Source organism: Kitasatospora sp. NPDC036934, assembly GCF_055608425.1.
Genome location: NZ_JBVJQR010000038.1, coordinates 1 through 20,923, shown reverse-complemented (window position 1 = coordinate 20,923; position 20,923 = coordinate 1). Strand labels below are relative to the sequence as shown.

The 20,923-nt window shown below is 74.1% G+C and carries 18 protein-coding genes and 1 pseudogene; 2 read left to right on the top strand and 17 right to left on the bottom strand.

The features are described 5' to 3' along the window. Positions 1–88: 88 nt before the first annotated feature. The 3 genes from ACZ7BZ_RS34685 to ACZ7BZ_RS34675 all read right to left on the bottom strand — a co-directional run bounded on the left by ACZ7BZ_RS34685 (position 89) and on the right by ACZ7BZ_RS34675 (position 2,341). On the bottom strand, positions 89–523 hold the full coding sequence (locus ACZ7BZ_RS34685) for a hypothetical protein (RefSeq protein ID WP_380462361.1): 435 nt from the start codon (positions 521–523) through the stop codon (positions 89–91). Positions 524–587: 64 nt separating this feature from the next. Continuing rightward, positions 588–1,214 carry a 2OG-Fe(II) oxygenase gene (locus ACZ7BZ_RS34680; RefSeq protein WP_470361820.1) on the bottom strand — a complete coding sequence of 209 codons (627 nt, stop codon included), beginning with the start codon at positions 1,212–1,214 and terminating at the stop codon, positions 588–590. 50 nt (positions 1,215–1,264) lie between these two features. Next, the gene (locus ACZ7BZ_RS34675; RefSeq protein ID WP_380462363.1) at positions 1,265–2,341 is read right to left on the bottom strand and encodes a CaiB/BaiF CoA transferase family protein; all 1,077 of its coding nucleotides are present in this window, start codon (positions 2,339–2,341) and stop codon (positions 1,265–1,267) included. 183 nt (positions 2,342–2,524) lie between these two features. Between ACZ7BZ_RS34675 and ACZ7BZ_RS34670 the strand changes: the two genes are divergently transcribed. Then, positions 2,525–2,947 (top strand): organic hydroperoxide resistance protein, encoded by a 423-nt coding sequence (locus tag ACZ7BZ_RS34670; RefSeq protein WP_470361819.1) that lies wholly within the window; start codon positions 2,525–2,527, stop codon positions 2,945–2,947. A gap of 137 nt (positions 2,948–3,084) precedes the next feature. Here the strand turns inward: ACZ7BZ_RS34670 and hemL are convergent, their stop codons facing one another. From hemL to ACZ7BZ_RS34610, 12 genes are all read right to left on the bottom strand, one after another. Next, on the bottom strand, positions 3,085–4,413 hold the full coding sequence (gene hemL / locus ACZ7BZ_RS34665) for a glutamate-1-semialdehyde 2,1-aminomutase (RefSeq protein WP_380462365.1): 1,329 nt from the start codon (positions 4,411–4,413) through the stop codon (positions 3,085–3,087). Positions 4,414–4,520: 107 nt separating this feature from the next. Then, on the bottom strand, positions 4,521–6,563 hold the full coding sequence (locus tag ACZ7BZ_RS34660) for an acetate--CoA ligase family protein (protein ID WP_470361818.1): 2,043 nt from the start codon (positions 6,561–6,563) through the stop codon (positions 4,521–4,523). Then, positions 6,560–7,876: a glutamyl-tRNA reductase gene (gene hemA / locus ACZ7BZ_RS34655; RefSeq protein ID WP_380462367.1), complete on the bottom strand. Its 1,317-nt coding sequence runs from the start codon at positions 7,874–7,876 to the stop codon at positions 6,560–6,562. Before hemA ends, ACZ7BZ_RS34660 begins: the two co-directional genes overlap by 4 nt. Before the next feature lie 119 nt (positions 7,877–7,995). Next, positions 7,996–9,021, bottom strand: coding sequence for a porphobilinogen synthase (gene hemB / locus ACZ7BZ_RS34650; protein ID WP_380462368.1), 1,026 nt, complete (start codon positions 9,019–9,021; stop codon positions 7,996–7,998). Positions 9,022–9,157: 136 nt separating this feature from the next. After that, positions 9,158–9,967, bottom strand: a complete 810-nt coding sequence (locus tag ACZ7BZ_RS34645; RefSeq protein WP_380523923.1) for an aspartate/glutamate racemase family protein — start codon at positions 9,965–9,967, stop codon at positions 9,158–9,160. A gap of 50 nt (positions 9,968–10,017) precedes the next feature. Then, positions 10,018–11,220, bottom strand: a complete 1,203-nt coding sequence (locus ACZ7BZ_RS34640; RefSeq protein ID WP_380462370.1) for an FAD-dependent oxidoreductase — start codon at positions 11,218–11,220, stop codon at positions 10,018–10,020. Further along, on the bottom strand, positions 11,217–11,966 hold the full coding sequence (locus ACZ7BZ_RS34635) for a maleate cis-trans isomerase family protein (protein ID WP_380462371.1): 750 nt from the start codon (positions 11,964–11,966) through the stop codon (positions 11,217–11,219). The genes ACZ7BZ_RS34640 and ACZ7BZ_RS34635 overlap by 4 nt, the downstream gene beginning before the upstream one ends. Before the next feature lie 127 nt (positions 11,967–12,093). Then, positions 12,094–12,630, bottom strand: coding sequence for a helix-turn-helix transcriptional regulator (locus ACZ7BZ_RS34630; protein WP_465748126.1), 537 nt, complete (start codon positions 12,628–12,630; stop codon positions 12,094–12,096). Positions 12,631–12,731: 101 nt separating this feature from the next. Then, a complete protein-coding gene (locus tag ACZ7BZ_RS34625) occupies positions 12,732–13,682 on the bottom strand; it encodes a DMT family transporter (RefSeq protein WP_470361817.1) in 951 nt (316 codons plus the stop codon). A gap of 223 nt (positions 13,683–13,905) precedes the next feature. Continuing rightward, positions 13,906–14,871, bottom strand: a complete 966-nt coding sequence (locus ACZ7BZ_RS34620; RefSeq protein WP_380462374.1) for a LysR family transcriptional regulator — start codon at positions 14,869–14,871, stop codon at positions 13,906–13,908. Between the two features lie 89 nt (positions 14,872–14,960). After that, on the bottom strand, positions 14,961–15,884 hold the full coding sequence (locus ACZ7BZ_RS34615; protein ID WP_470361816.1) for a TIGR03619 family F420-dependent LLM class oxidoreductase: 924 nt from the start codon (positions 15,882–15,884) through the stop codon (positions 14,961–14,963). Then, a complete protein-coding gene (locus tag ACZ7BZ_RS34610; protein WP_470361815.1) occupies positions 15,881–17,059 on the bottom strand; it encodes an MFS transporter in 1,179 nt (392 codons plus the stop codon). The genes ACZ7BZ_RS34615 and ACZ7BZ_RS34610 overlap by 4 nt, the downstream gene beginning before the upstream one ends. A gap of 263 nt (positions 17,060–17,322) precedes the next feature. On the opposite strand from ACZ7BZ_RS34610, the gene ACZ7BZ_RS34605 reads away from it, so the two are divergent. Then, positions 17,323–18,984 (top strand): glutamate--tRNA ligase, encoded by a 1,662-nt coding sequence (locus ACZ7BZ_RS34605; RefSeq protein WP_470361814.1) that lies wholly within the window; start codon positions 17,323–17,325, stop codon positions 18,982–18,984. Between the two features lie 171 nt (positions 18,985–19,155). Here ACZ7BZ_RS34605 and ACZ7BZ_RS34600 read toward each other — a convergent pair whose 3' ends face one another. Together ACZ7BZ_RS34600 and ACZ7BZ_RS34595 are read right to left on the bottom strand one after the other, a co-directional pair. Further along, positions 19,156–19,869, bottom strand: coding sequence for a helix-turn-helix transcriptional regulator (locus ACZ7BZ_RS34600; protein ID WP_470361813.1), 714 nt, complete (start codon positions 19,867–19,869; stop codon positions 19,156–19,158). Between the two features lie 590 nt (positions 19,870–20,459). Continuing rightward, positions 20,460–20,923 (bottom strand): annotated as a pseudogene (locus ACZ7BZ_RS34595) (ParB/RepB/Spo0J family partition protein); the annotation flags it as partial.

The following is a 20,923-nucleotide window of genomic DNA, read 5'->3' as shown; positions in this document are numbered from 1 at the left end:
GCCCTCGGCGTGGGGGTGGCGCCGAGGGCCCGGCCGGGGGCTCACGAGGGGACGGGAGGGGACGGGAGGGGCGGGACGGGTGGGCGGGTCAGGAGGTGGCGGTGCCCTGGGCGATGAACTCGTCGATCTTGGCGCGGCGGGTGAGGCCGCCGTTGACGCTCCAGTAGCCCTCGGGGACCTCCTGGACGATGACCCAGACCGTGGACTCGGCCTCGGTGGCCGGGGTTGCCGTCGACTGGATCAGGCGGGTGAGCTCGACGGAGAGCTGCTCGGTGCGCTCGGGGGTCAGGAAGTCCTCCAGGGCGGTGACCTTGACGATGAAGCCGGGGGCGGTACCGGCGGCACCGGTGGCCGAGGTCTTCTCCGGCGCCTCGTGGACGTAGACCCAGGTGGCGGAGCGGAAGAAGGCGGTCAGCGGCAGCTCCATCCACCGGAGCACCGTGTCGGCGACCTGCTGCTGGAGGCCTTCCAGGCGGTCGGGGGCGATGGAGCCGGCGGGGGCGGTGATGTCGACCAGGGGCACGGGGGTTCTCGATTCGTCTCGTCAGCGGGGCGAAGGGGATGGCGGGGCGGGAGGTGGGCGGAGGTCACTCGGCGCGGCGCGGGCGCACCCGCCAGAACTCCAGGACGGCCGCCCGCAGCGTGCGCGGGGCGGTGACGGTGGAGGTGGCGTGCCACACCGAGGAGTCGAAGGCGATCAGGGAGCCGGCCGTGGGCGGCAGCGAGCGCACCGGCGGGCGGCCGGTGTGGTGGGAGCCGCGGACCTCGAAGTGGCCGCCGCCGTCGGCGGGCCAGTCCTCGTTGAAGTAGAGGACCGCGGTGATGGCCTTCTCCGGCTCGTCGTGGTGCGGGGAGATGAACTCCCCCTCGGCGTGGGTGAACAGGCCGATGTCGCGCGGCAGGGCGGCGAGGTCCATGTCGACCTCGGCGCTCAGCCGGGCCAGGAACTGCGGGCCGGCGAGCTGGTCGAGCAGTCTGGTCCAGGCCGGGTCCAGCTCCTTGAGGGCGGGCAGGTGCTCGCCGTCGCGGTGCAGCCAGAGCGAGCCGAGCTGGAAGCGCTTGACCTCGGTGGCGACGACGACCTTCTGGAACCGGTCGTCGGCGGGGAAGGTGTCGTTGAGCTCGCGGACGTCCTGTTCGGTGAGCAGCTGCTCGGTGAGGTGGGCGCCGATCGCGGGGTCGGGGCGGTGGAAGGCGGTCGCCGGGTTCAGCATGGGGTCCTCCGTGGGGGCGGTGGGGGGCCGGGTCGGCCGGACGGTGGGGGTCAGGCGCTCGGGGTGGTGCTCCAGTCGCGCAGGACGGCGGCGGTGTGCTCGCCGGGCTGCGGCGCCGGCCGGGGGGCTGCGGCGGGGGTGCGGCTGAACCGCGGCGCGGGGGCGGGCTGGTGGCCGCTGCCGACGGGCGCGTAGGTGCCGCGCTCGCGCAGGGCCGGCTGTTCGGCGGCCTCCTGGGGGGTGAGGACGGGCACCACGCAGGCCTCGTGCTCCTCGAAGACCTTGGTCCACCAGTGGCGCGGCTGGGTGGCGAAGCGCTCGGCGATGCGCTCGCGCAGGGCCGGCCAGTTGGCCTGGTCCTGGCGGTCCAGGGTGTCCTCCAGGCCCAGCTGCTCCAGCAGGACGGCGTAGTAGCGGTCCTCGATGGCGCCGACCGCCAGGTACTGGCCGTCCTGGCAGCGGTAGGTGGTGTAGTGCGGGGCGTCGGTGACGGTCACCTGGCCGGGCACCTGGCGCCACTGGCGGATCATCACGTCCAGTACGGCGGCGCCGTCCAGCATGGCCGCGTCGACGACCTGGCCGCGCCCGGAGCCGGCCCGCTCGTGCAGCGCGGCCAGCACGCCCAGGGCCTGGAGCATGCCCCCGCCGGCGAAGCTGGACAGGTAGGTGGACGGCGGGGCGGGCGCGGCCCCCTCGGCGCGGTCGGCGTCCAGGGCGCCGGAGGCGGCCAGCAGCGCGATGTCGTGGGCGGGGCGCTGCGCCCAGGGGCCGATCTGCCCCCAGCCGGAGATCCGGCCGATGACCAGGCGGGGGTTGTCGGCGAGCAGGCCCTGCGGGTCCAGGCCCAGGCGCTCGCAGACGCCGGGGCGGAAGCCCTCCAGCAGGACGTCGGCCCCGGTGGCCAGGGCGCGCACGGTGGCGAGGTCGGCCGGGTTCTTCAGGTCGGCGGTCAGGGAGCGGCGGCTGCGGCCCAGCGGGTCGCTGTCGGGTGCGGGTGCGGCGCCGGGGCGGGCCGGGCGCTCGACGCGCACGACGTCCGCGCCCAGGTCGGCGAGCAGGGTGGCGGCGAAGGCGCACGGGGCGGTGCTGGCGAGTTCGATGACGCGGATTCCGGCCAAGGGTCCCACGGTGGTTTTCTCCTTCTGCTGCGGACGGCGGGTTTCGAGCTTTCCGGCCGGTGCTTCCCGGCCGGGTTCCGAATTCCGGCTCCGGTATTCGGGTTTCCGTATTCCTGGTGCTTTTCCGGCGGGCCTATGGTCGTCGAGGCTTTTCCGCCGGAGATTTACGCCGATATGAAAGGGAGTTGTGTGATGGCTGTCATTTACACCGCCGAGGTGACGTCGTCCGGAGACGGTCGCAACGGCACCGTCCGTTCGTCGGACGGGATCGTGGACCTCGCGCTCGCCGCGCCGAAGGAGGTCGGCGGGCCGGGCACCGCCACCAATCCGGAGCAGCTGTTCGCGGCCGGCTACTCGGCGTGCTTCCACAGCGCGATGCGGATGGCCGCGCGCGAGGCCCGGGTACGGCTGGACGGGGACACCGTGACCGCCCGGGTGGACCTGGAGCGGGACGAGTCGGGGTACCGGATCGGTGTCCGGCTGTTGGTGGCGCTGCCCGGCCTGGAGCCGGACGCCGCACGGGAGTTGCTGGACCAGGCCCACGCCCGGTGCCCGTACTCGCGGGCGATCACCGGGAACGTGCGGGTGGAGATCGGCCTGGTGCCGGGGGCCTGAGGGCGCCGGGCGGGGGTCCGAGGACCCCCGCCCGGCCACCGGGCCACGCCGTTGTGGCCCGGGAGGCGCCGGCCCGGCCGGCGCCGGCTCAGACGGCACCGGCCCGGACGGCCCGGCTCAAGCGGGTTCAAGCGGGTTCAGGCGGTGGCGGCGGCCGCGGCCCGGGCCGCGTACGGCAGCGCCTCGATCACCCGCTCGATCGCCCGGTCGTCGTGGGAGGCGGAGACGAACCAGGCCTCGAACGGCGACGGCGGCAGGTAGACGCCCCGGCGCAGCATCTCGTGGAAGAAGGCGCGGTAGCGGTACGCCTGGCTGGCCTTGACCTCGTCGTAGTCGGTGACCGGCCGGTCGGCGAAGAAGACCGAGAACATGGTGCCGGAGTACTGGAGCTGGTGGGCCACGCCCTCGGTGTCCAGGGCGGCGGAGACCGCGGCGCCGATGGTGTCGGCGACGTGGGTCAGCCGGGCGTAGACCTCGTCGGTGCAGTTGCGAAGGGTGGCCAGGCCGGCGGCGGTGGCGACCGGGTTCCCGGCCAGCGTGCCGGCCTGGTAGACCGGTCCGGCCGGGGCCAGGTGGGCCATCACGTCGGCGCGCCCGCCGAAGGCCGCGGCGGGGAAGCCGCCGCCCATGACCTTGCCGAAGGTCAGCAGGTCCGGGGCGACGCCGTCGCGGCCGTACCAGCCGGCGCGGCTGGCGCGGAAGCCGGTCATCACCTCGTCGGAGATGTAGAGGGCGCCGTGGCGGTGGCACAGGTCCTTCAGGCCGGCGTTGAAGCCGGGCAGCGGGGGCACGGCGCCCATGTTGCCGGGGGCGGCCTCGGTGATGACGCAGGCGATCTCCTGGCCGCGCTCGGCGAAGAGCTTCTCGACGGCGGCCAGGTCGTTGTACGGCAGCACGATGGTGTCGCCGGCCTGGGCGCCGGTGACGCCCGGGGTGTCGGGCAGGCCGAGGGTGGCCAGGCCGGAGCCGGCGGCCACCAGCAGGGCGTCGACGTGGCCGTGGTAGCAGCCGGCGAACTTGACGATCTTGGAGCGGCCGGTGAAGCCGCGGGCCAGCCGGATCGCGGACATGGTCGCCTCGGTGCCGGAGGTGACCAGGCGCACGCTCTCCACCGGCGCCACCCGGCCGGTGATCTCCTCGGCGAGGGCGATCTCCCCCTCGGTGGCGGTGCCGAAGGAGGTGCCGTGGGCCAGTGCCTGCTGGACGGCCTCCAGGACCGCGGGGTGGCGGTGGCCCAGGATCATCGGGCCCCAGGAGCAGATCAGGTCGACGTACTCGTTGCCGTCCACGTCGGTGAGGTACGGGCCGTTGGCGGAGGCCATGAACACCGGGTTGCCGCCCACCGATCCGAAGGCCCGCACCGGGGAGTTGACGCCGCCGGGGGTCACCGCGTTGGCACGGTCGAACAGGGTCTGGGAGTGCTGGGTGGCGCCGGCCGGGCCGACGGTCCGGGACGTCGTGGTCATCGTGGTGCCTTTCGGAAGGAAGTGCTCGGGAGGAGAGCGGAAGGGGATCGGGGTGGGTGGGTGGCGCGGTGGGGCCGGGGGCGGCGGCCCCACCGCGCCGGGGAGGGTCAGTCCTGGGCGGGCGCGGTGACGGTGTAGGCGGCGTCCAGGACGACGGCGCCCTCGGGCAGCACCCGCACCGGGTTGAGGTCCAGCTCGAAGCCGTCCGGCCAGGCGGCGACCAGGTCGGCGACGCGCTGCAGCAGCTCGGCCATGGCGTCCTTGTCGGCCGCCGCGGTGCCGCGGGCGCCGTCCAGCAGCGGGGCGCCGCGCAGTTCGGCCAGCATCCGCGCCGCCTCGCCCGGGGCGAGCGGCAGCAGGCGGTGGCTGACGTCGTCGAGGATCTCGGCGAAGATGCCGCCCAGGCCGACGGTCAGCACGGTGCCCAGCGGGGTGCTGCGGGCGCCGACCAGCAACTCCACGCCCTCGGCGACGAGTTCCTCGACCAGCACGGTGCCGCCCAGGGCGGCGAGGTCCTGGAAGGCCTGGGCGGCCTGCTCGGTGGTGACGCCCACCTTCACGCCGCCGGCCTCGCTCTTGTGCAGCAGGCCCGGGACGACGGCCTTGGCCACGGCCCGGCCGCCGACCTCGCGCACCGCCTCGACGGCGTCCTCGGCGGTGGTGACGGTGCGTCCGCGCGGCACCGCGATGCCGGCCTGGGCGAGCAGCTGCTTGAGCTGCGGCTCGTCGGCGCCCTCGGCCGGGGCCGGGGTGGCCGCGGCGCTCTCCTGGGCCTGCGCCCGCGGGCGGCTGACCTGCCACAGGTTGGCGGCCGCGCGCAGCGCCCGGGCCGGGGTCGGGAAGTCGGGCAGCTGGGCGGCGCGCATCTGCTCGGCGGCGTCGGGGGCCAGGAAGTCCGCGGCGGTGCGGGCCACGAACACCGGCTTGCCGCCCTTGCGGGCGGCCTTGGACAGCGCGGTGACGGCCTTCTCGACGTCGGGGCCGGCCATGACGCAGAAGCAGGCGAGGATGATGTCGACCTCGTCGTCGGCGATCAGCACGTCCAGCGAGCGGTCGAACAGCGTCGGGTCGCTGAGCACGGTGGCGGTGATGTCGACCGGGTTGTCCACCGAGCCGAACGCCGGGACGATCTCGGCCAGCGCGGCGGTGCTCTCCGGGGAGAGGCGGCTGAGCTCCAGGCCGGCGTCGATGGCGTCGGCGGCCAGGATGCCCGAGCCGCCGGAGGTGGTGACCACCGCGACCTTGGGGCCCTTGGGGCGCAGCGGGAACTCGAAGGCCTGGGCGGTGTCGAGGAGTTCGTCGATGTCGTCGACGCGGGCGATGCCGAGCTGCTTGAGGGCGGCGTCCAGGACGCGGTCGTCGGTGGACAGGGCGCCGGTGTGGGAGGCGGCGGCGCGGCTGCCGGCCTCGGTGCGGCCGGACTTGAGGAGGGCGACGGGCTTGCCGGAGTCGCTGAGGGCCTTCAGGGTGGCGATGTCGGGGATGTCCTCGAGGTAGCCGACCAGGCCGGTGCACTGGGGTTCGTCGGCGAGTTCGCGCAGCACCTCCAGGGCGGTGACGTCGGCGTCGTTGCCGGTGCTGACCACCCAGCCGGGGCGCAGTCCGCGCTGGAGGGCGAGGCTGGCGGCGCCGAAGCCCAGGGCGCCGCTCTGGCTGACGAAGCCGAGGGTGCCGGGCTCGAAGGGGACGTCGTCGGCGCCGAAGAGGGGGCTGAAGGTGGCCAGGACGCGGGTGTTGTAGCTGACGGCGCCGATGCAGTTGGGGCCGATCAGGCGCAGTCCGCCGGCGCGGGCGGTGGCGACGATCCGCTCCTGGAGGGCGGCGCCCTCGGGGCCGGTCTCGGCGAAGCCGGAGGAGGCGATGACGGCCAGCGGGACGCCGGCGGCCACGCAGTCGTCGACGGCGCCGGCGACGCGGTCGGCGGAGACCATGATCAGGGCCAGGTCGACCGGGCCGGGCACCTCACGCAGGCTGGGGTAGGCGGGCACGCCGAGGATCTCGCCGCCGCGGGGGTTGATGGGCAGGATGCGGCCCTTGTAGCCGTAGCGCAGGAGGTAGTCCATGGGCTTGCGGCCCAGGGCGCCCTTGCGTTCGGTGGCGCCGATGACGGCGATCGAGTCGGCGTTCCACAGCGCTGATATCGCGCTCATACGAGAGCCTCCTGGGCGCCGGCGGGGGCGCGGGTTTCGGGGGTGAACAGGGCGTGCAGGGCCTCGACGTAGACGTCGCCGTCGGGGGCGGCGGCCAGTTCGCGGGCGCGGACGGTGGGTTGGTGGAGCATCTTGTCGACGATGCGGCGGATGCTCTGGGCGACGGCGTCGCGGGCGCCGTCGTCGAGGGCTTCCAGGCGGCGGGCCAGCCGGTCGAGTTCGGCGGTGGTGGCCTCGGCGGCGCTGGTGCGCAGGGCGGCGAGGATGGGGGTGGCGCGGGCGGCGCGCTGGGCGGCCTTGAAGGTGTCGACCTCGGCGTCGACGATGCGGTGGGCCTCCTGGACGCTGGAGACGGACAGTTCGTCGTCGCCGCCGTCGCGGGCGATGCGCTGGAGGTCGACCAGGACGGTGCCGGGCACCTCGCCGGCCTTCGGGTCGATGTTGCGGGGCAGGGCGAGGTCGAGCAGGTAGAGCTCGCGTCCGGCGCGCCGGGCCATCGCCTGGGCGACCTGGTCGTGGGTGACCAGGGGTTCGGTGGCGGCGGTGCAGCTGACGACGACGTCGACCTCGGCGAGCAGCCGGGGGATCTCCTCGAGCGGGTAGCCCTGGCCGTCGGCGGTCTCGGCCAGGCGCTGGGCCTTCTCCGGGGTGCGGTTGGCCATGTGGATGGTGGTCAGGCCGGAGCGGCGCAGGGCGGCCAGGACGACGCCGCCGAAGGAGCCGGCGCCGATGACCAGGGCGGTCTTGCCGTCGAGGGAGCCGACGGTGCGTTCGAAGAAGGCCAGGCCGGCGGTGGCCAGGGAGCGCCCGGCCTCGTTGAGGCCGGTCTCGTTGCGGGCGCGCTTGCCGGTGCGCAGGGCGGCCTGGACGGCCTTGTTGAGGCCGGCGCTGGTGGCGCCGGCGCGCTGGGAGCGGTCGAGGGCCTCCTTGATCTGGCCGAGGATCTGGTCCTCGCCCAGGACGACGGAGTCGAGGCCGGAGGCGACCTGGAAGAGGTGGCGCAGGGCGTCGTCGGCGGTGCGCACGTACTGGTAGGGGGCGATGTCCTCGGCGTCGACGCCGGTGTGGCGGGCGATCAGGTCGCTGAGGGCGGGGGCGGGGTCGTCTCCGGGTGTGGTTTCGAGGTAGACCTCGAGCCGGTTGCAGGTGGACAGGACGACGGCGTTGCCCAGGCCCTGGGTGTTGATCTCGCTGACGAGGTCGTCGAGGGGGTTGGGGGTCTCGTAGAGCTGTTCGAGGAGTTCCAGGGGGGCGGTGGCGTGGCTGAGCCCCACCGCGACGAGGGTGCTGCTCTCGGGAGTCGGTCGTTGCACGGTATTTCACACCTCAGTAGTCCGACGGGGCCCGGCCGGGGGCGGGGCCCGGCCGGGGGCGGTGACGGCCCGTCGGCCGGCCGTGGCGCGGCCGACGGGTGTCGTCTCGGTGCGGGGGCTCAGGCGCCCAGGCGCGGGGCGAACTCGGTGGCCCAGTAGGTGATGATCTGGTCGGCGCCGGCCCGGTGGATGGACAGCAGGCTCTCCAGGACGGACGCGTCGCGGTCGAGCCAGCCGTTGGCGGCGGCGGCCTCGATCATGGAGTACTCGCCGGAGACCTGGTAGGCGGAGACCGGGACGTCGACGCGGTCGGCGATCATGCGGACGATGTCCAGGTAGGCCATGGCGGGCTTGACCATCACCATGTCGGCGCCCTCGGCGAGGTCGAGGGCGACCTCGCGCAGGGACTCGCGGATGTTGCCGGGGTGCTGCTGGTAGCTGCGCCGGTTGCCTTCCAGGCTGGACTCGACGGCGTCGCGGAAGGGGCCGTAGAAGTGGGAGGCGTACTTGGCGGAGTAGCCGAGGATGGCGACGTTGCCGTGGCCGGCGGCGTCCAGGGCGGCGCGGATGTGGCGGACCTGGCCGTCCATCATGCCGCTGGGGGCGACGATCTGGGCGCCTGCGTCGGCCTGGACGACGGCGGCCTGGGCGTAGAGCTGGACGCTGGCGTCGTTGTCGACGTCGCCGTCCGGGCCCAGGACGCCGGTGTGGCCGTGGGTGGTGTACTCGTCGAGGTTGATGTCGCCGATGACGACGGTGGCGTCGCCGACCTCGGCGGTGACGTCGCGCAGGGCGATCTGCAGGATGCCCTCGGGGTCGAGGGCGCCGGTGCCCTGGGGGTCCTTGTGCTCGGGGATGCCGAAGAGCATCACGCCGCCGACGCCGGCGCGCACGGCGTCGTTGGCGGCCTTGCGCAGGGAGTCGCGGGTGTGCTGGAAGACGCCGGGCATGGAGGGGATCTCGCGCGGCTCGGTGAGGCCCTCGCGCAGGAAGAGCGGCTGGATCAGGTTGCTGGCGTTGACCTGGGTCTCGGCGGTGAGGCGGCGCAGGTGGGGGGTGCGGCGCAGTCGGCGGGGGCGGTGCAGCGGGGCGCCGGCCGGGGTGCTGAACGGGGAGGGGCCGAGGATCGACTGGTGGTTGCTCATGGCGGGTCGGTGCTCCTTAGCGGGGCTGGTCCTTGACGGGGCTGGCTGGTGGGGCGGGGCCTCGGTGGGGTCGGGGCCCGGTGGAACGGGGTGAGGACGGGGTGGGGACGGGGTGGGGACGGGGTGCGGGCGGGTCTCAGAGGGTGGAGCCGAGGAAGACCTTCTCCAGGTGGTGGGTGATCTCCGGGTCGGGCCGGTGGAACCAGTAGCCGGCCCGGGAGCGGTTGAAGATGCCCAGGCGCTGGAGGGTGACGGACAGTTCGGCGAACTTGACGGCCAGGCCGGCCGGGTCGACGACGGGCAGGCCGTGCAGTTCGCGGATGCCGCGGTTCCAGAGGATCTCGTTGGGGATGCCCTCGGCCGGGATGATCACCTCGGCGCCGGCCTTGGCGGCGCGTTCGGCGGCCTCGGTGTAGGTGGTGAGGAACAGGTCGTCGTCGCCCTCCAGGGCGCGGTGGACGCCGTCCCAGCCGCCGGGGACCACCTCGTAGCTCGCGAGGGAGGAGTCCAGGCCGTAGCGGGTGATGTTGGCACGGATCGGCTCCTGCAGCGGCGGCATGAAGCCGAGCAGGCCGAAGCGGTAGCCGGACATCGCGGAGAGGTGGAAGGCGGTCTCGCCGTAGCCGAGGGTGGGGATGGCGGCCAGGTGGCGGGCGTCGCGCAGGCCCGGGTCCTGGCCGGCGGCGACCACCCAGGCGTCGTAGCCGGCGCGTTCGGCGGCCACGGCGCTGTGGGCGAAGTGCTCGCTGAAGAGCACCTGGGCGGCGTGGTGGCCGACCAGGCCGAAGGGGGTGTTGGAAGGGTAGGTCTGGGCGGGCAGGGTCTTGATGTCGATCTCGGTGTCGGGGCCCTTGATGGCATCGAGGTGCTCGCGGTACCAGGTGTCCAGGAGCGGCAGGCGCCCCTCGACGGTGTGTTTGTGGAACCAGATGCGCACGTGTCTCATCTCCTGGGGTCACGGGGACGGCGGGGAGGGGTGGGGGTGGCGCGGGCGGGTCAGTGGATCGGCTGCGGACGGGGGGCGCAGTCGAGCAGGGACGCCTTGATCAGGTACTCGGTGGTGCGCTCGGGGTCGGCGGCGGTGCGGCCGATGTCGTCCAGGGCGCGCTGCAGGGCGGTGGTGTCGTCGAGGCCGGCGGTGCGGGCCTCGCTGCGGGGCAGGACGGCGTCCAGGACGGCGGCGCGGCGCTGGGCGGCGGTGGTGGTCAGGGCGGTGTCGGGCAGCCAGCCGCCGTGGACGCCGGCGAGGGTGCGGCCGTAGGCGACGGCGTCGTGCAGGCCGCAGTTCATGTTCATGCCGCCGGCGGTGGAGGTCAGGTGGGCGGCGTCGCCGGCGAACAGCACCCGGCCGGCGCGGTAGTCGGGCAGGACGAAGCGGGCCAGCCGGTAGGTGTGGGCGTCGGTGACGCGGACCCGGTCGGCGACGGCGGGCAGGGCGCGGTGCAGGAGGTCGCGGACGGCGGCGTGGTCGGCGGCGTGTTCGCGGTCGGTGGTGCGGGGCATCCGGAAGATCAGGCGCCAGTGGTCGGGCATGCCGAGGATGCTGAAGGACTGGGCCGGGTCGCGGACGTAGGCCAGCGGGGCCAGGCCGGGGATGAGGGCGTCCAGCGGGGTGTCGGTGACCACCCGCAGGGCGTAGGAGGGGTAGGGGCTGGCCTCGGAGGGCAGTTGGAGGGCGGTGCGCACCAGGCTGCGGCTGCCGTCGGCGGCGACCAGGTGGTCGGCGTCCAGGGGTTGGCGCAAACCGCCGCGGCCCTGGGTCCACAGCCGTACCGCGTCGCCGTGGGGGCGGACGTCCAGGACGGTGGTGCCGAAGTGGACCTCGGCGTGGGGGTGGGTGGCGAGGGCGTCCAGGAGCAGGGGGGTGAGGCGGGACTGCTCGACGTGGACGCGGTAGGGGTGGCGGGTGTGGCCGGCCAGTGGGGCGTAGGGCAGTTGGTGGATGACCCGCTGGTCGAGGGTGCGCCACTGGATGTGCTCCACCCGGCGGCCGGCCGCGACGAGGTCCTCGGCGACGCCGAGTTCCTCGAGGAGGTCGAGGGTGGCGGGGTGGAAGGTGGAGGCCTTGGAGGCGGTGGAGAGGGCGGGGGCCTGTTCCAGGACGGTGACCGGGACTCCGGCGCGGGCCAGGACGAGGGCGGTGGTGAGGCCGACCGGGCCGGCTCCGACGACGACGACGGGCCGGCGGGCGACGCTCACGCGGTGCGGCCCGCGGCCTGGACCGCGAGGCGGTTGAGCTGCCAGGGCTGCTCGGTGACGCCGGCCGGGGCGCCGGTGTGCTTGTACGCCCAGCGGGCGGAGCAGATGTTGGACGTCAGCAGGACGCGGTCGTTGCCGGTGCCCAGGGTGTGCAGGGCGTCGAAGGTGAACATGCCGGTGCCGGTGAACAGCAGGGCGGCGTCGTCGGCGATGCCGGCGGCCTCGACCTGGCGCACCAGGTCCTCGGTGGTGACGTCGTAGGGGGAGAACCGCTCCCCCGCCTGGATCGGCAGCACCCGGGAGACCTTGAGGCCGGCCTGCTCCCAGTAGCTGCGGGAGAGTTCGGTCAGCCACGGCTCGTACGGGGAGACCAGGACGAGGTCGGTGATGCCGAGGTCGGCGCAGGTGTCCAGGGTGGCCAGGGTGGAGGAGGTCACCGGGTAGCCGGCGCTCTCGCCGAGCTGGTCGCACAGGCGGCGGTCGCCCTGGGGGTCGAGCAGGTAGTGCGATCCGCTGCAGGCCACCACGGCGGCGTCGAGGGCGAGCTTGCCGAAGGTGCTGAGGACCTGCGGGAGGATCTCGTTGTAGGTGTCGAGACGCTCGCGCAGTCCCTGGCCCGGCAGTTGCGGGAACCGGGCCGTGTGCACGTTGGCGGTGGGGCGCATCAGGTGGGCGATCTCGGGCTCGGCCGCGGCGTTGCCGGAGGGGACGACGACGCCGACGCGCGCGGCGGAGTGCAGGGACATGACGGGACCTCATTCAGCGGTGGGAGATGCGTCCGAAGGGCTCGGGCCCTGGCGCGGGAGGTGTCCGCGCCCTTCCTGGGCGGCCGGTGCAACACTAGGAACGCTCCGCTGGGGAGGCACTACGGAATTACGCAGTCAGCAGTTCGGGGCGGATCGGCAGGCGGTGGACGGTGGCGCCGTGCAGGGCGTTGGCCAGTTGGGCGCGGCGCTGGATGGACAGCTTGCGGTAGATGCGGGTGATGTGCTGCTCGACGGCGCGGCAGCCGACGCCCAGGCGTTCGGCGATGGCCTGGTTGGTGTGGCCGTCGAGCATCAGCTGGGCGATGCGGCTCTCGTGGGGGGTCAGCGGGCCGTGGCCGGCGCTCTTGTCCTCGGTCTCGGGGCGGCCGGTGAGGGCGGGGTGACCGAAGGCCAGGTGCCACTGGCGTACGTGGGAGCGGGCGACCAGGCTGTGGCGGGCCAGCGGGTCGGTGCGCAGCAGGCGGTGCAGGGAGACCTCGTCGGAGACGTTGAGGACGAGGAGTTCGCCGCCGTCGCCCTCCCAGGTGCCGCCGCCGATGAGCAGGCCGCGGGTCTCCAGGCCGTGCAGGAAGCCGCGGTGCTGGGTCCAGGCCTGGTGGGTGCTGGTTCCCTCGCGGAAGGTGCGTTCGGCGATGTACGGCATGAGGGGTCTCCGGGTGTGCTGGCGGGGCGGGTCGGGGGTGGTCATGGGTCGGGCCCGGGGAAGGTGGTGGCCTTCCCCGGGCCCGGGTGGGGGTGGGCGGGTTATTCGGCCGGGACGGCGGCGGGGACGGGCGTGGCCGTGGCGGCGGGGGCCGCGGCGGTGGCGGCCGGGGTGGCGGCCGGCTGGGGCTTGCGGCGCAGCAGGACGGTGGCGCCCAGGACGGCGGCGGTGCCGGCGATGACGGTCCAGCCCAGGGGCTCGCCGAGGACGAGGCCGCCGAGGATGACGGAGACGACGGTCATCAGGTAGACGACGGTGGCGGAGGCGGCGGGGCCGTCCTTGGTGATGATCATGGTGTTGAGCAGGACCGCGAAGCCGGTGCACACGATGCCGAGGACGATCAGGGCGATGGTGGCCTTGGCGGTGGCGTGGATGGCGGGCAGGCCCAGGAACGGGGCGGCGATGGCGCTCAGGACGGCGGCGGTGGACAGCTGGCTGCCGGCGAGCATGAACACCGGGATCTTGCGGGGGGCCAGGAAGCGGCCGACGTAGGCGAAGCTGGAGCCGAAGCTGATGGCGCCGACGACGCAGCAGATGAGGCTCTCGGTGGTGACGTGGGTGTCGTGGCTCCAGGGGGCGGAGACCAGGACGACGCCGAGCACGCCGAGGGCGATGCCGCCGATGCGGCCCAGGCCCAGGCGCTTCTCGGAGCCGAGGGCGACGGCCGCGGTCATGGTCCACACGGGTGCGGTGCCGCTGAGGATGCCGGCGATGCTGCTGGATCCGGTCTGCTCGCCGTAGGCGAAGAGCAGCCAGGGCAGGACGTTGCCGAGCAGGGCGGCGACCAGGATGTGGCCCCAGGTGTCGCGGCCCCTGGGCAGGCTCTGCTTCTTGGCGAAGCCGATGCCCAGGACGACGATGGCGCCCAGGACGAGCCGGGCGAAGACCATCTCGACGGGCGAGAACCCGTCACCGGCGACCTTGATCCAGAGGAAGACGGATCCCCAGACGAGGCTGAGCACGCTCAGACGGATCAATGCGGCCTTCGACATGACATTCCCTCTTCTCACACACGCCCCGGCATGGTGGGGATCCGGACGGGGATCCGTTCCGGGCACGGCGGATCGCGGGAGGGCAGGCGTGGCTGCTCCCGGACTTGCCGTGTGGGAGGGGTTCCGCGGGGACGTGGTCGCGGGCCCTTGTGAGTAAGAGCGTCACATCCGCGTCCCTGCGGCGTCCATCAAACTCTGCTACCGATGATCTTGAAGTGGGGGCTTAAGCGTCCTGGTCGGCGGCGCGCAGGGCGTTCGACTCCTCGGCGGCGGCGGTCTCGCGCAGGGCGTCCAGGACGGCGGCGATCTGCGGGACGCGCTGTTCGCCGCGGCGTACGGCCGCGAACACCCGGCGGCTGGGCGCGTCGGTGAACTCCCGTACCACCACGCCGTCGCGGGCCACCGGGCGGGCCAGGCGGGGCACCAGGCTGATGCCCAGGCCCGCCCGTACGGCGGCGAAGGTGGCCTCCCAGTCGCCGATGGCGTGGGTGGCCTGGGGGACGAAGCCGGCGGCCGCGCAGGCGGCCAGCGGGATCTCCTGGCACATGCCGACGGTGGCGAAGATCCAGGCCTCGTCGGCGAGGTCGGGCAGGCCCAGGGTGGGGGCGTCGATGAGGGGGTGGCCGGTGGGCAGGGCGACGTCGAAGATCTCGCGCATCAGCGGGACCTTGTCGAAGCGGGCGTCGTGCGCGGGGGCGTCGGGGGCCTCCACCGCGATGGCGACGTCGGTCTCGCCGCGGGAGAGGCGCTCGAAGCTGTCCGGCGGGTCGACCTCGGCCAGTGCGGTGCGCAGCCGGGGGTGGGTCTGCTTGAGCAGGCCGGCGGCGGGCAGGATCAGCGGGGCCAGGGTGGTGGCGAAGCCGGCCACCGAGACCTGGCCGGCCTCGCCGTCGCGCTGGGCGGCGAGGTCGTCGTAGAGGGTCTCGATCGTGTCGAAGATGCGGGTGGTGTGTTGCAGGACCAGTCGGGCCTGGGCGGTCAGGCGCAGTCTGCGGCCCACCGGTTCGGTCAGCCGTACGCCCAAGTCCTTGCTGAGGGCTGCGAGTTGCTGGGAGATGGCGGAGGGGGTCAGGTGCAGGGCGGCGGCGACGGCGCTGACCGTGCCGTGTTGTTCGAGTTCGGCGAGGAGCTGGAGTTTGCGCAGGTCCAGTTCGCTGGGGTGCCGCAGGCGTCCGGGGGCTGATTCCATGTCAGGGCACAACGTCCGGTGGTGGGGCCGCTGTTCCGGGTGGGCAGGCGCGGTCGCCTGCCCGCCCGGTTCGGCGGCGGGGTGCGGGATCAGGCGGGTTTGACGGTGCCGGTGGCGAGGTCGACGACGTCGCGGGCGAGGAGCTCCAGGGCGGCGAGGTCCTGTTCCTCGCGGCGGCGGGTGCGGGCCTCGCCGGGCATGGTGGGGTCGAGGACGACGTGCTCGACGCCGAGGTCCGTCAGCAGGTTCAGGTCGGAGCGGATCTCCTCGGGGGTGCCGATGCCCATCACCCGTTCGCGGCCCAGCGGCCGGTCGGTGAGGCGCAGTTTGATCCGCGGGGCCAGGGCGGGCACCGGCAGGTCGAGTTCCTTGGCGGTGGCGCGCAGGGCCGGCAGGCCGATGTTGACCAGCCATTCGGCGGTGACGGAGGTGGGGTGCCAGGCGTCGCCGTAGCGCACCGCGCGGCGCAGCGCCCCGCGGCTGTGGCCGCCGACCCACACCGGCGGGCCGGCGGGTTGGACGGGCAGCGGGCCGGTGCTCAGGTCGGTGAAGGAGACGTAGCGGCCCTGGAAGGAGGCCCGCTCCCCCGCCCAGCAGGCCTTGATGGCGGCGAGGTACTCGTCGCTGCGGGCACCGCGCTGGTTGTACGGGACGCCGAGGGCGGCGAATTCCCCCGGCGCCCAGCCGGCGGCGACGCCGAAGGTGAAGCGGCCGCCGCTGAGCTGGTCGATGTTGGCGACGGTACGGGCGACCAGGAGGGGGTGTCGGTAGGGCAGGATCGCCACCGTGGTGCCCAGGCCGATGCGGGTGGTGGTGCCGGCCAGCCAGGCCAGCACGGTGAACGGGTCGTAGAAGGGGGCGGCGAACAGCCGCTGGACCTCGGGGGTCAGGGCGACGTGGTCGGAGACCATCAGCTGGTGGTAGCCGAGCTCCTCCAGCCGGGCCGCCCACCGGCTCATCCCCTGGGGGGTGGCCGATTCACCGTAGTTGGGGACGTTGACGCCGAACTTCACCGCGGCCTCCGGGAGATGGACTGAATGGGGTGGACGGCCTCCGGGCCGGCGGGGCGCAGCCGTAGCGCGGCCGTGTGGAGGAGGAGGGAGCCCAGTGCGCCGGCGGCTGCCAGGACCGGGAGCAGACGGACGTCGGTGCCGGCGGCCAGGACGGCTCCGCCGGCGGCCGCGCCCACGGCGCCGCCGAGGTAGGTGGCGGAGCTGTTGAGGGCCAGGGCCCCGGCCCCGGCGGTGGGGCCGAGGTCCAGCAGCCGGTGCTGCTGGGGCACCACGAAGGCCCAGCCGGCCGCGCCCCAGACGAACAGCAGCGGCAGGGCGGCGGCGCCGGGCGCCACGGCCAGGGCCAGCAGGGTCAGGGCGAGGACGACCAGCAGGATCGCGGCGACCCGGCCGGGGCGCCCGAGGCGGTCGAGCAGCGGGCCGACGCCGATGCTGCCGATGACGCCGCCCAGGCCCCATAGCCACAGGCCCAGGGTGGGCGAGCCGGCGTGGTGGGCGTTCAGCAGCGGCACCAGGTAGGTGTACAGGCCCAGGCTGGCCACGGTCTGGCCGAAGGTGGCGGCGACGGCCAGGCCCACCCGGGCGTCGCGCAGTTGTTCCGCGCGGGCGCGCAGGCCGGGCATGGCGGCGCCGTCGACGCGCGGCAGCCACAGGGCGGTGCCCGCCCAGGCGACCGCGCCGAGGGCGGTGACCAGCCAGAACGCGACGCGCCAGCCGAGGTGTCCGGCGAGCAGGAGTCCGGCGGGCACGCCCAGGACGGTGCCGGAGCTGAGGCCGCCGAGCACGATGGCCAGGGCGCGGGCCCGGCGTTCGGGGCCGGCCAGGGCCGAGGCGGCGGTGGCGGCCACCGGCATGAAGACGCCCGCTCCGGCGCCGGCCACTCCGCGCAGCACCAGCAGCACGAGCGCGGAGGGGGCCAGGGCGCTGGCCGCGTTGGCGAGGGTGAAGACGCTCAGGGCCGCCAGCAGGACGGTGCGCACGTTCCAGCGGCCCAGGGCGGCCCCCAGCAGCGGCGCCAGCAGCGCGTAGCAGAGGGTGAAGGCCGTGACGAGCTGGCCGGTCTGCGCCATCGACCCGTGCAGGTCGTGGGAGATGTCGGGCAGCAGGCCGGCCGTCAGGTAGGCGTCCGTGCCGATGGACAGCGCCCCCAGGCCGAGCAGTAACGCGCGGAACACGCGACCTCCTTGGTTCGGTGCAAGCCCGGCCGCCGCGGGTTCCTGCGGACCGGTGCCGGGCTTCGTGGATCAGCCTGTCCCAGCCGGGCCCGCCGAAGCGCACCGGGACGGGTCGGCTGTTCGGGATCCCGCACCGCCGGGCGGCCGGGCCGGCTCCCGGCGCCGGAAGCTGTCCTAGCTTCGAGAGCGAAGGCAGTCGGAGCAGTTCGCTGCCGACGCCGCGCCCGACCGCGGACACAACTCGGCTACGGAAGGACCCCGCAATGCTGGACCGTGCGCTCGCAGACTCGTGGTTCCCCTCGGGCCTGCCGGAGGTGCAGGAATGGGAGGAGCGCTACCCGGAACGTGACCTCGCCCCGGGGGCCGAGGTGACCCGCTTCGCCCCCAGCCCGACCGGCTCGCTCCACCTCGGTGGGCTCTATGTGGCCCTGCTGTCCAGGGAGTTGGCCCGCCAGACCTTCGGGACGTACCTGGTACGGGTGGAGGACACCGACACCGGCCGTGAGGTCGCCGGTGCGGCGGAGGCCTTCGCCGAGGCGTTCCGCTACTTCGACCTGGTGCCCGACGAGCTGGAGGGCAGCGGGGCCTGGGGGCCCTACCGGCAGTCCGAGCGGGAGGACGTGTACCTCAGCTACGTGAGGGAGCTGGTGCGCCAGGGGCAGGCGTACCCGTGCTTCTGCTCGGCCGAGGAGCTGGCCGCCAACACCGCCGGGCAGCAGCAGTCGCGCTCCCCGCTGGGCTACTACGGCAAGTGGGCGCGCTGCCGCGGGCTGGGCGCCGAGGAGGCGGACCGGCGGATCCGGGCCGGCGAGCCGTTCACGGTGCGCTTCCGCTGCCCGGTGGGGATCCCCGGGCGGGTGCGCTTCCAGGACCGGCTGCGCGGCTCGCTGACCATGCTGGACAACGGCAACGACGTCGTCATCCTCAAGTCGCCCCAGCAGGGCCGCAGTCTGCCGACCTACCACTTCGCGCACGTCGTCGACGACCACCTGATGCGGGTGACGCTGGTGGTGCGCGGCGAGGAGTGGATCTCCTCGCTGCCGCTGCACCACCAGCTCCACAAGGCGCTGGGCTTCAAGCCGCCGCGGTACGCGCACATCGCGCCGCTGATGAAGGTGGAGGGCTCCAGCCGCCGCAAGCTCAGCAAGCGCAAGGACCCGGAGGCGGGTGTCGCGTACTACATGGCCGCGGGCTACCCGGCGGCGGCCGTACGGCACTACCTGCGGGGGCTGGCCAACAACCGGCTGGCCGACCTGCCGGTGGACAAGGCCGCCCAGCAGGCGCTCGCCCTGGACGAGGCCGGGCTGTCGGGCGCCATGGTGGACCTGGCCAAGCTGCGCTCGGTCAGCCGCGACCACATCGCCTCGCTGCCCTCCGAGCAGGCCCTGGAGCTGCTGGAGTCCTGGGCGTGCGAGTACGACCCGGAGCTGGCCGGGCAGTTGCGGGCCAACCGGGTCCTCGCGCTGGGGGCGCTGGAGCTGGCCGGGGCGGGCGGCGGACGCAAGGACCTGGCGTGCTGGAGCGAGTTCCGGGCCAAGTTCGGCTTCGCCTTCCCGGGGCTGCACACCCCGGTGACCCGCGTCGACGACGAGCGGTTCGCGCCGCTGCGGCCCGACTGCGTCGCCGATCTCGCCGACGCGCTGCTGCGCGAGTACCGGCACGCGGGGCCCGACGAGCAGTGGCTGGACCGGCTGCGGTCGGTGGCCACCGACTACGGCTTCGCCACCGACTCCCGCTCCTACCGGGCCGCGCCGCAGGAATTCCGCGGCTCGCTCAAGGAGGTGGCCAACGTGCTGCGGGTCTGCCTGACCGGCTCGCGCAACAGCCCCGACTTGTTCCGGGTGGCTCAACTCCTCGGCGAGGGCGAGGTCCTGAGTCGGCTCCAGGGGCTGCGCAGCGGCGCGGCGGTGCCGGAACTGGTCTGACCGGGCCGGACCTGTCCCGACCCGATCGCACCGGACCGGACCCGGCGGCCGGGGCGGGCGCGCCGTTGTGGGGCGGCGCGCCCGGCCCGGCCCCCGGGTCCCCGGGGCCCCTGCGTCCCCGTGCCCCTGTACCCCTGCGCCGCGGGCCTGGCGGGGTCCGGGGCGCAGGGGTCAGGCGCCCTGCCGGTGCCCGGCCCGGGCCGGGCCGGTGCCGACCGGCTCGGCCGAGCGCTCCAGGGCGACGGCCAGCTGGGCGCGCCGGCTGATGGCGAGCTTGCGGTAGATCCGCGTGATGTGCTGCTCGACGGCGCGCGGCGAAACGCCCAGCCGCGCGGCGATCTGACGGTTCGTCAGTCCATCCAGGATCATCCGGGCCAGCCGCCGCTCGTGGGCGCTGAGCGGCTCGGTGACGGCGAGGGCTCCGGCCGGGGCGCCGGCGGCCTCCCGGCCCGGGCCGGGGCGCAGCGCCCTGGCCGCCTCCAGGATGTTCTCCAGCTCCCGGATCCTGGTCCGCAGGATCAACCCCTGCTGGACGTAAGGGTCCTGGGCCAGCACGTGCTGCAGTGCCGCACTGTCCGCGACCTGCAGCAGCAGGGTCTCCCCCGTGCCCTCGGTCCAGCTGCCGCCGTGCAGGAGGATCTCGAAGGCGGCCATCCTTCTCCAGTAGAGGTGGTGCCGGGGCTCGGCGCGGCGCAGCTGGTCCCCGGCGCGCAGCTCACGTTCGATCAGGAACTTCACGGGTCCTTTGAGCGGGGCCGCTTCCAGCGGATCGGCGTCCAGCGGATCGGCGTCCTCCGGGTCTGCGGCCGCCGGGTCTGCGGCCGGCTGCTCTGGCGGGTTCTGGCGGGATGTCGTACGGGTGGTGGTGGTGAGTGCGTCAATCATGGCGTTTTCGTTTCCACCTCGAGCGCTGAGGGCGTAGGGAGGGGTCGAGCCGGTCACGTGGTAGACCGCCGGTGCGCTCGGCGCGGCTCGGCGGCGGATCGCGTTCCACCGGATCGCGCTCTGCCGGGCCGCGGGGAATCCGGGGCCGGATCGCCGCTCGTGCACCGGGTTCTGGCCTCCCGGACCCGGAACACTCTGCCTTCCGTCCGGGCCTCCCGCAAGCGTGGAAATCGCCCGGGACGGAACGGGTGGAGGGCTGGTTCGGACCATCCGGAATACGTGCGGGAATGCGCCCTCGGGCGCGTGGGATTCATGGCACGGTGGAGCGTCCCGCCGCTCCTGGCGGGCCGTCGGCGCAGGTGGCGGGCCAGGCCGCGGCTGTTGCGCGGAATGCGGAAAAGGCCGTGCCGGGGCGCGGCGGCGGCCGGGGCGCGGATGGTCACCGGCAATTCTTCCGCCGCGACGGATTTCCACCCGGCGGGGCCGTCCGGTCATCGTTTGGTCGAATCGGATGTGCGACTGCTGAACCGAACGCATTTGCACGGCCGTTCGCCGGTGTGGCGGTGAACGGCCGTGCGGTGCGCCCGGTTTCAGGCGCTGAGGGTGCCGGGGGCGGGTTGGGCGGTCTCCACGAGGCGGGCGAACTCGCGCCAGGCGGCGGCGCATTCGAGGGCGAGCTGGGAGATCCGTTCGGCGCAGTGCGGGGGGACGCTGCGGACCAGCTGGTCGCGTTGGGCAGCGGGGGGCAGGCTGCTGGTGAGCATGCGCAGCAGGTGGCGGCCGCTTTCGTTGAGGCGCATGGCGGGGTCGGTCATCAGGCGTTCCATGGTGCGGACCGGGTCCTGGGCGGTGGGTGGTGTGGTGGTGCGGCGGATGGTGCGGGGTTCGGGCCCCACGGGCCCCACGGCCGCTGCGGGCTGGGCGGGTTCTGCGGGTTGGGCGGGCTCGGGTGCGGGTGCGGGGGTGGTGCGGTGGCGGGCGGGCAGGGGGTGCTCGCCGCGGCGCAGGCGGTCGCGGACGTCGCGCACGGTGCCGGGTGAGATGCCGGCCTCCT

Coding starts and splice junctions, on each gene's coding strand:
- ACZ7BZ_RS34605 (WP_470361814.1), top strand. CDS start 17,323: ATGCTGGACCGTGCGCTCGCAGACTCGTGGTTCCCCTCGGGCCTGCCG.
- ACZ7BZ_RS34620 (WP_380462374.1), bottom strand. CDS start 14,871: ATGGAATCAGCCCCCGGACGCCTGCGGCACCCCAGCGAACTGGACCTG.
- ACZ7BZ_RS34630 (WP_465748126.1), bottom strand. CDS start 12,630: ATGCCGTACATCGCCGAACGCACCTTCCGCGAGGGAACCAGCACCCAC.
- ACZ7BZ_RS34600 (WP_470361813.1), bottom strand. CDS start 19,869: ATGATTGACGCACTCACCACCACCACCCGTACGACATCCCGCCAGAAC.
- ACZ7BZ_RS34635 (WP_380462371.1), bottom strand. CDS start 11,966: ATGTCCCTGCACTCCGCCGCGCGCGTCGGCGTCGTCGTCCCCTCCGGC.
- ACZ7BZ_RS34680 (WP_470361820.1), bottom strand. CDS start 1,214: ATGCTGAACCCGGCGACCGCCTTCCACCGCCCCGACCCCGCGATCGGC.
- ACZ7BZ_RS34670 (WP_470361819.1), top strand. CDS start 2,525: ATGGCTGTCATTTACACCGCCGAGGTGACGTCGTCCGGAGACGGTCGC.
- hemB (WP_380462368.1), bottom strand. CDS start 9,021: ATGAGCAACCACCAGTCGATCCTCGGCCCCTCCCCGTTCAGCACCCCG.
- ACZ7BZ_RS34660 (WP_470361818.1), bottom strand. CDS start 6,563: ATGAGCGCGATATCAGCGCTGTGGAACGCCGACTCGATCGCCGTCATC.
- hemL (WP_380462365.1), bottom strand. CDS start 4,413: ATGACCACGACGTCCCGGACCGTCGGCCCGGCCGGCGCCACCCAGCAC.
- ACZ7BZ_RS34645 (WP_380523923.1), bottom strand. CDS start 9,967: ATGAGACACGTGCGCATCTGGTTCCACAAACACACCGTCGAGGGGCGC.
- ACZ7BZ_RS34625 (WP_470361817.1), bottom strand. CDS start 13,682: ATGTCGAAGGCCGCATTGATCCGTCTGAGCGTGCTCAGCCTCGTCTGG.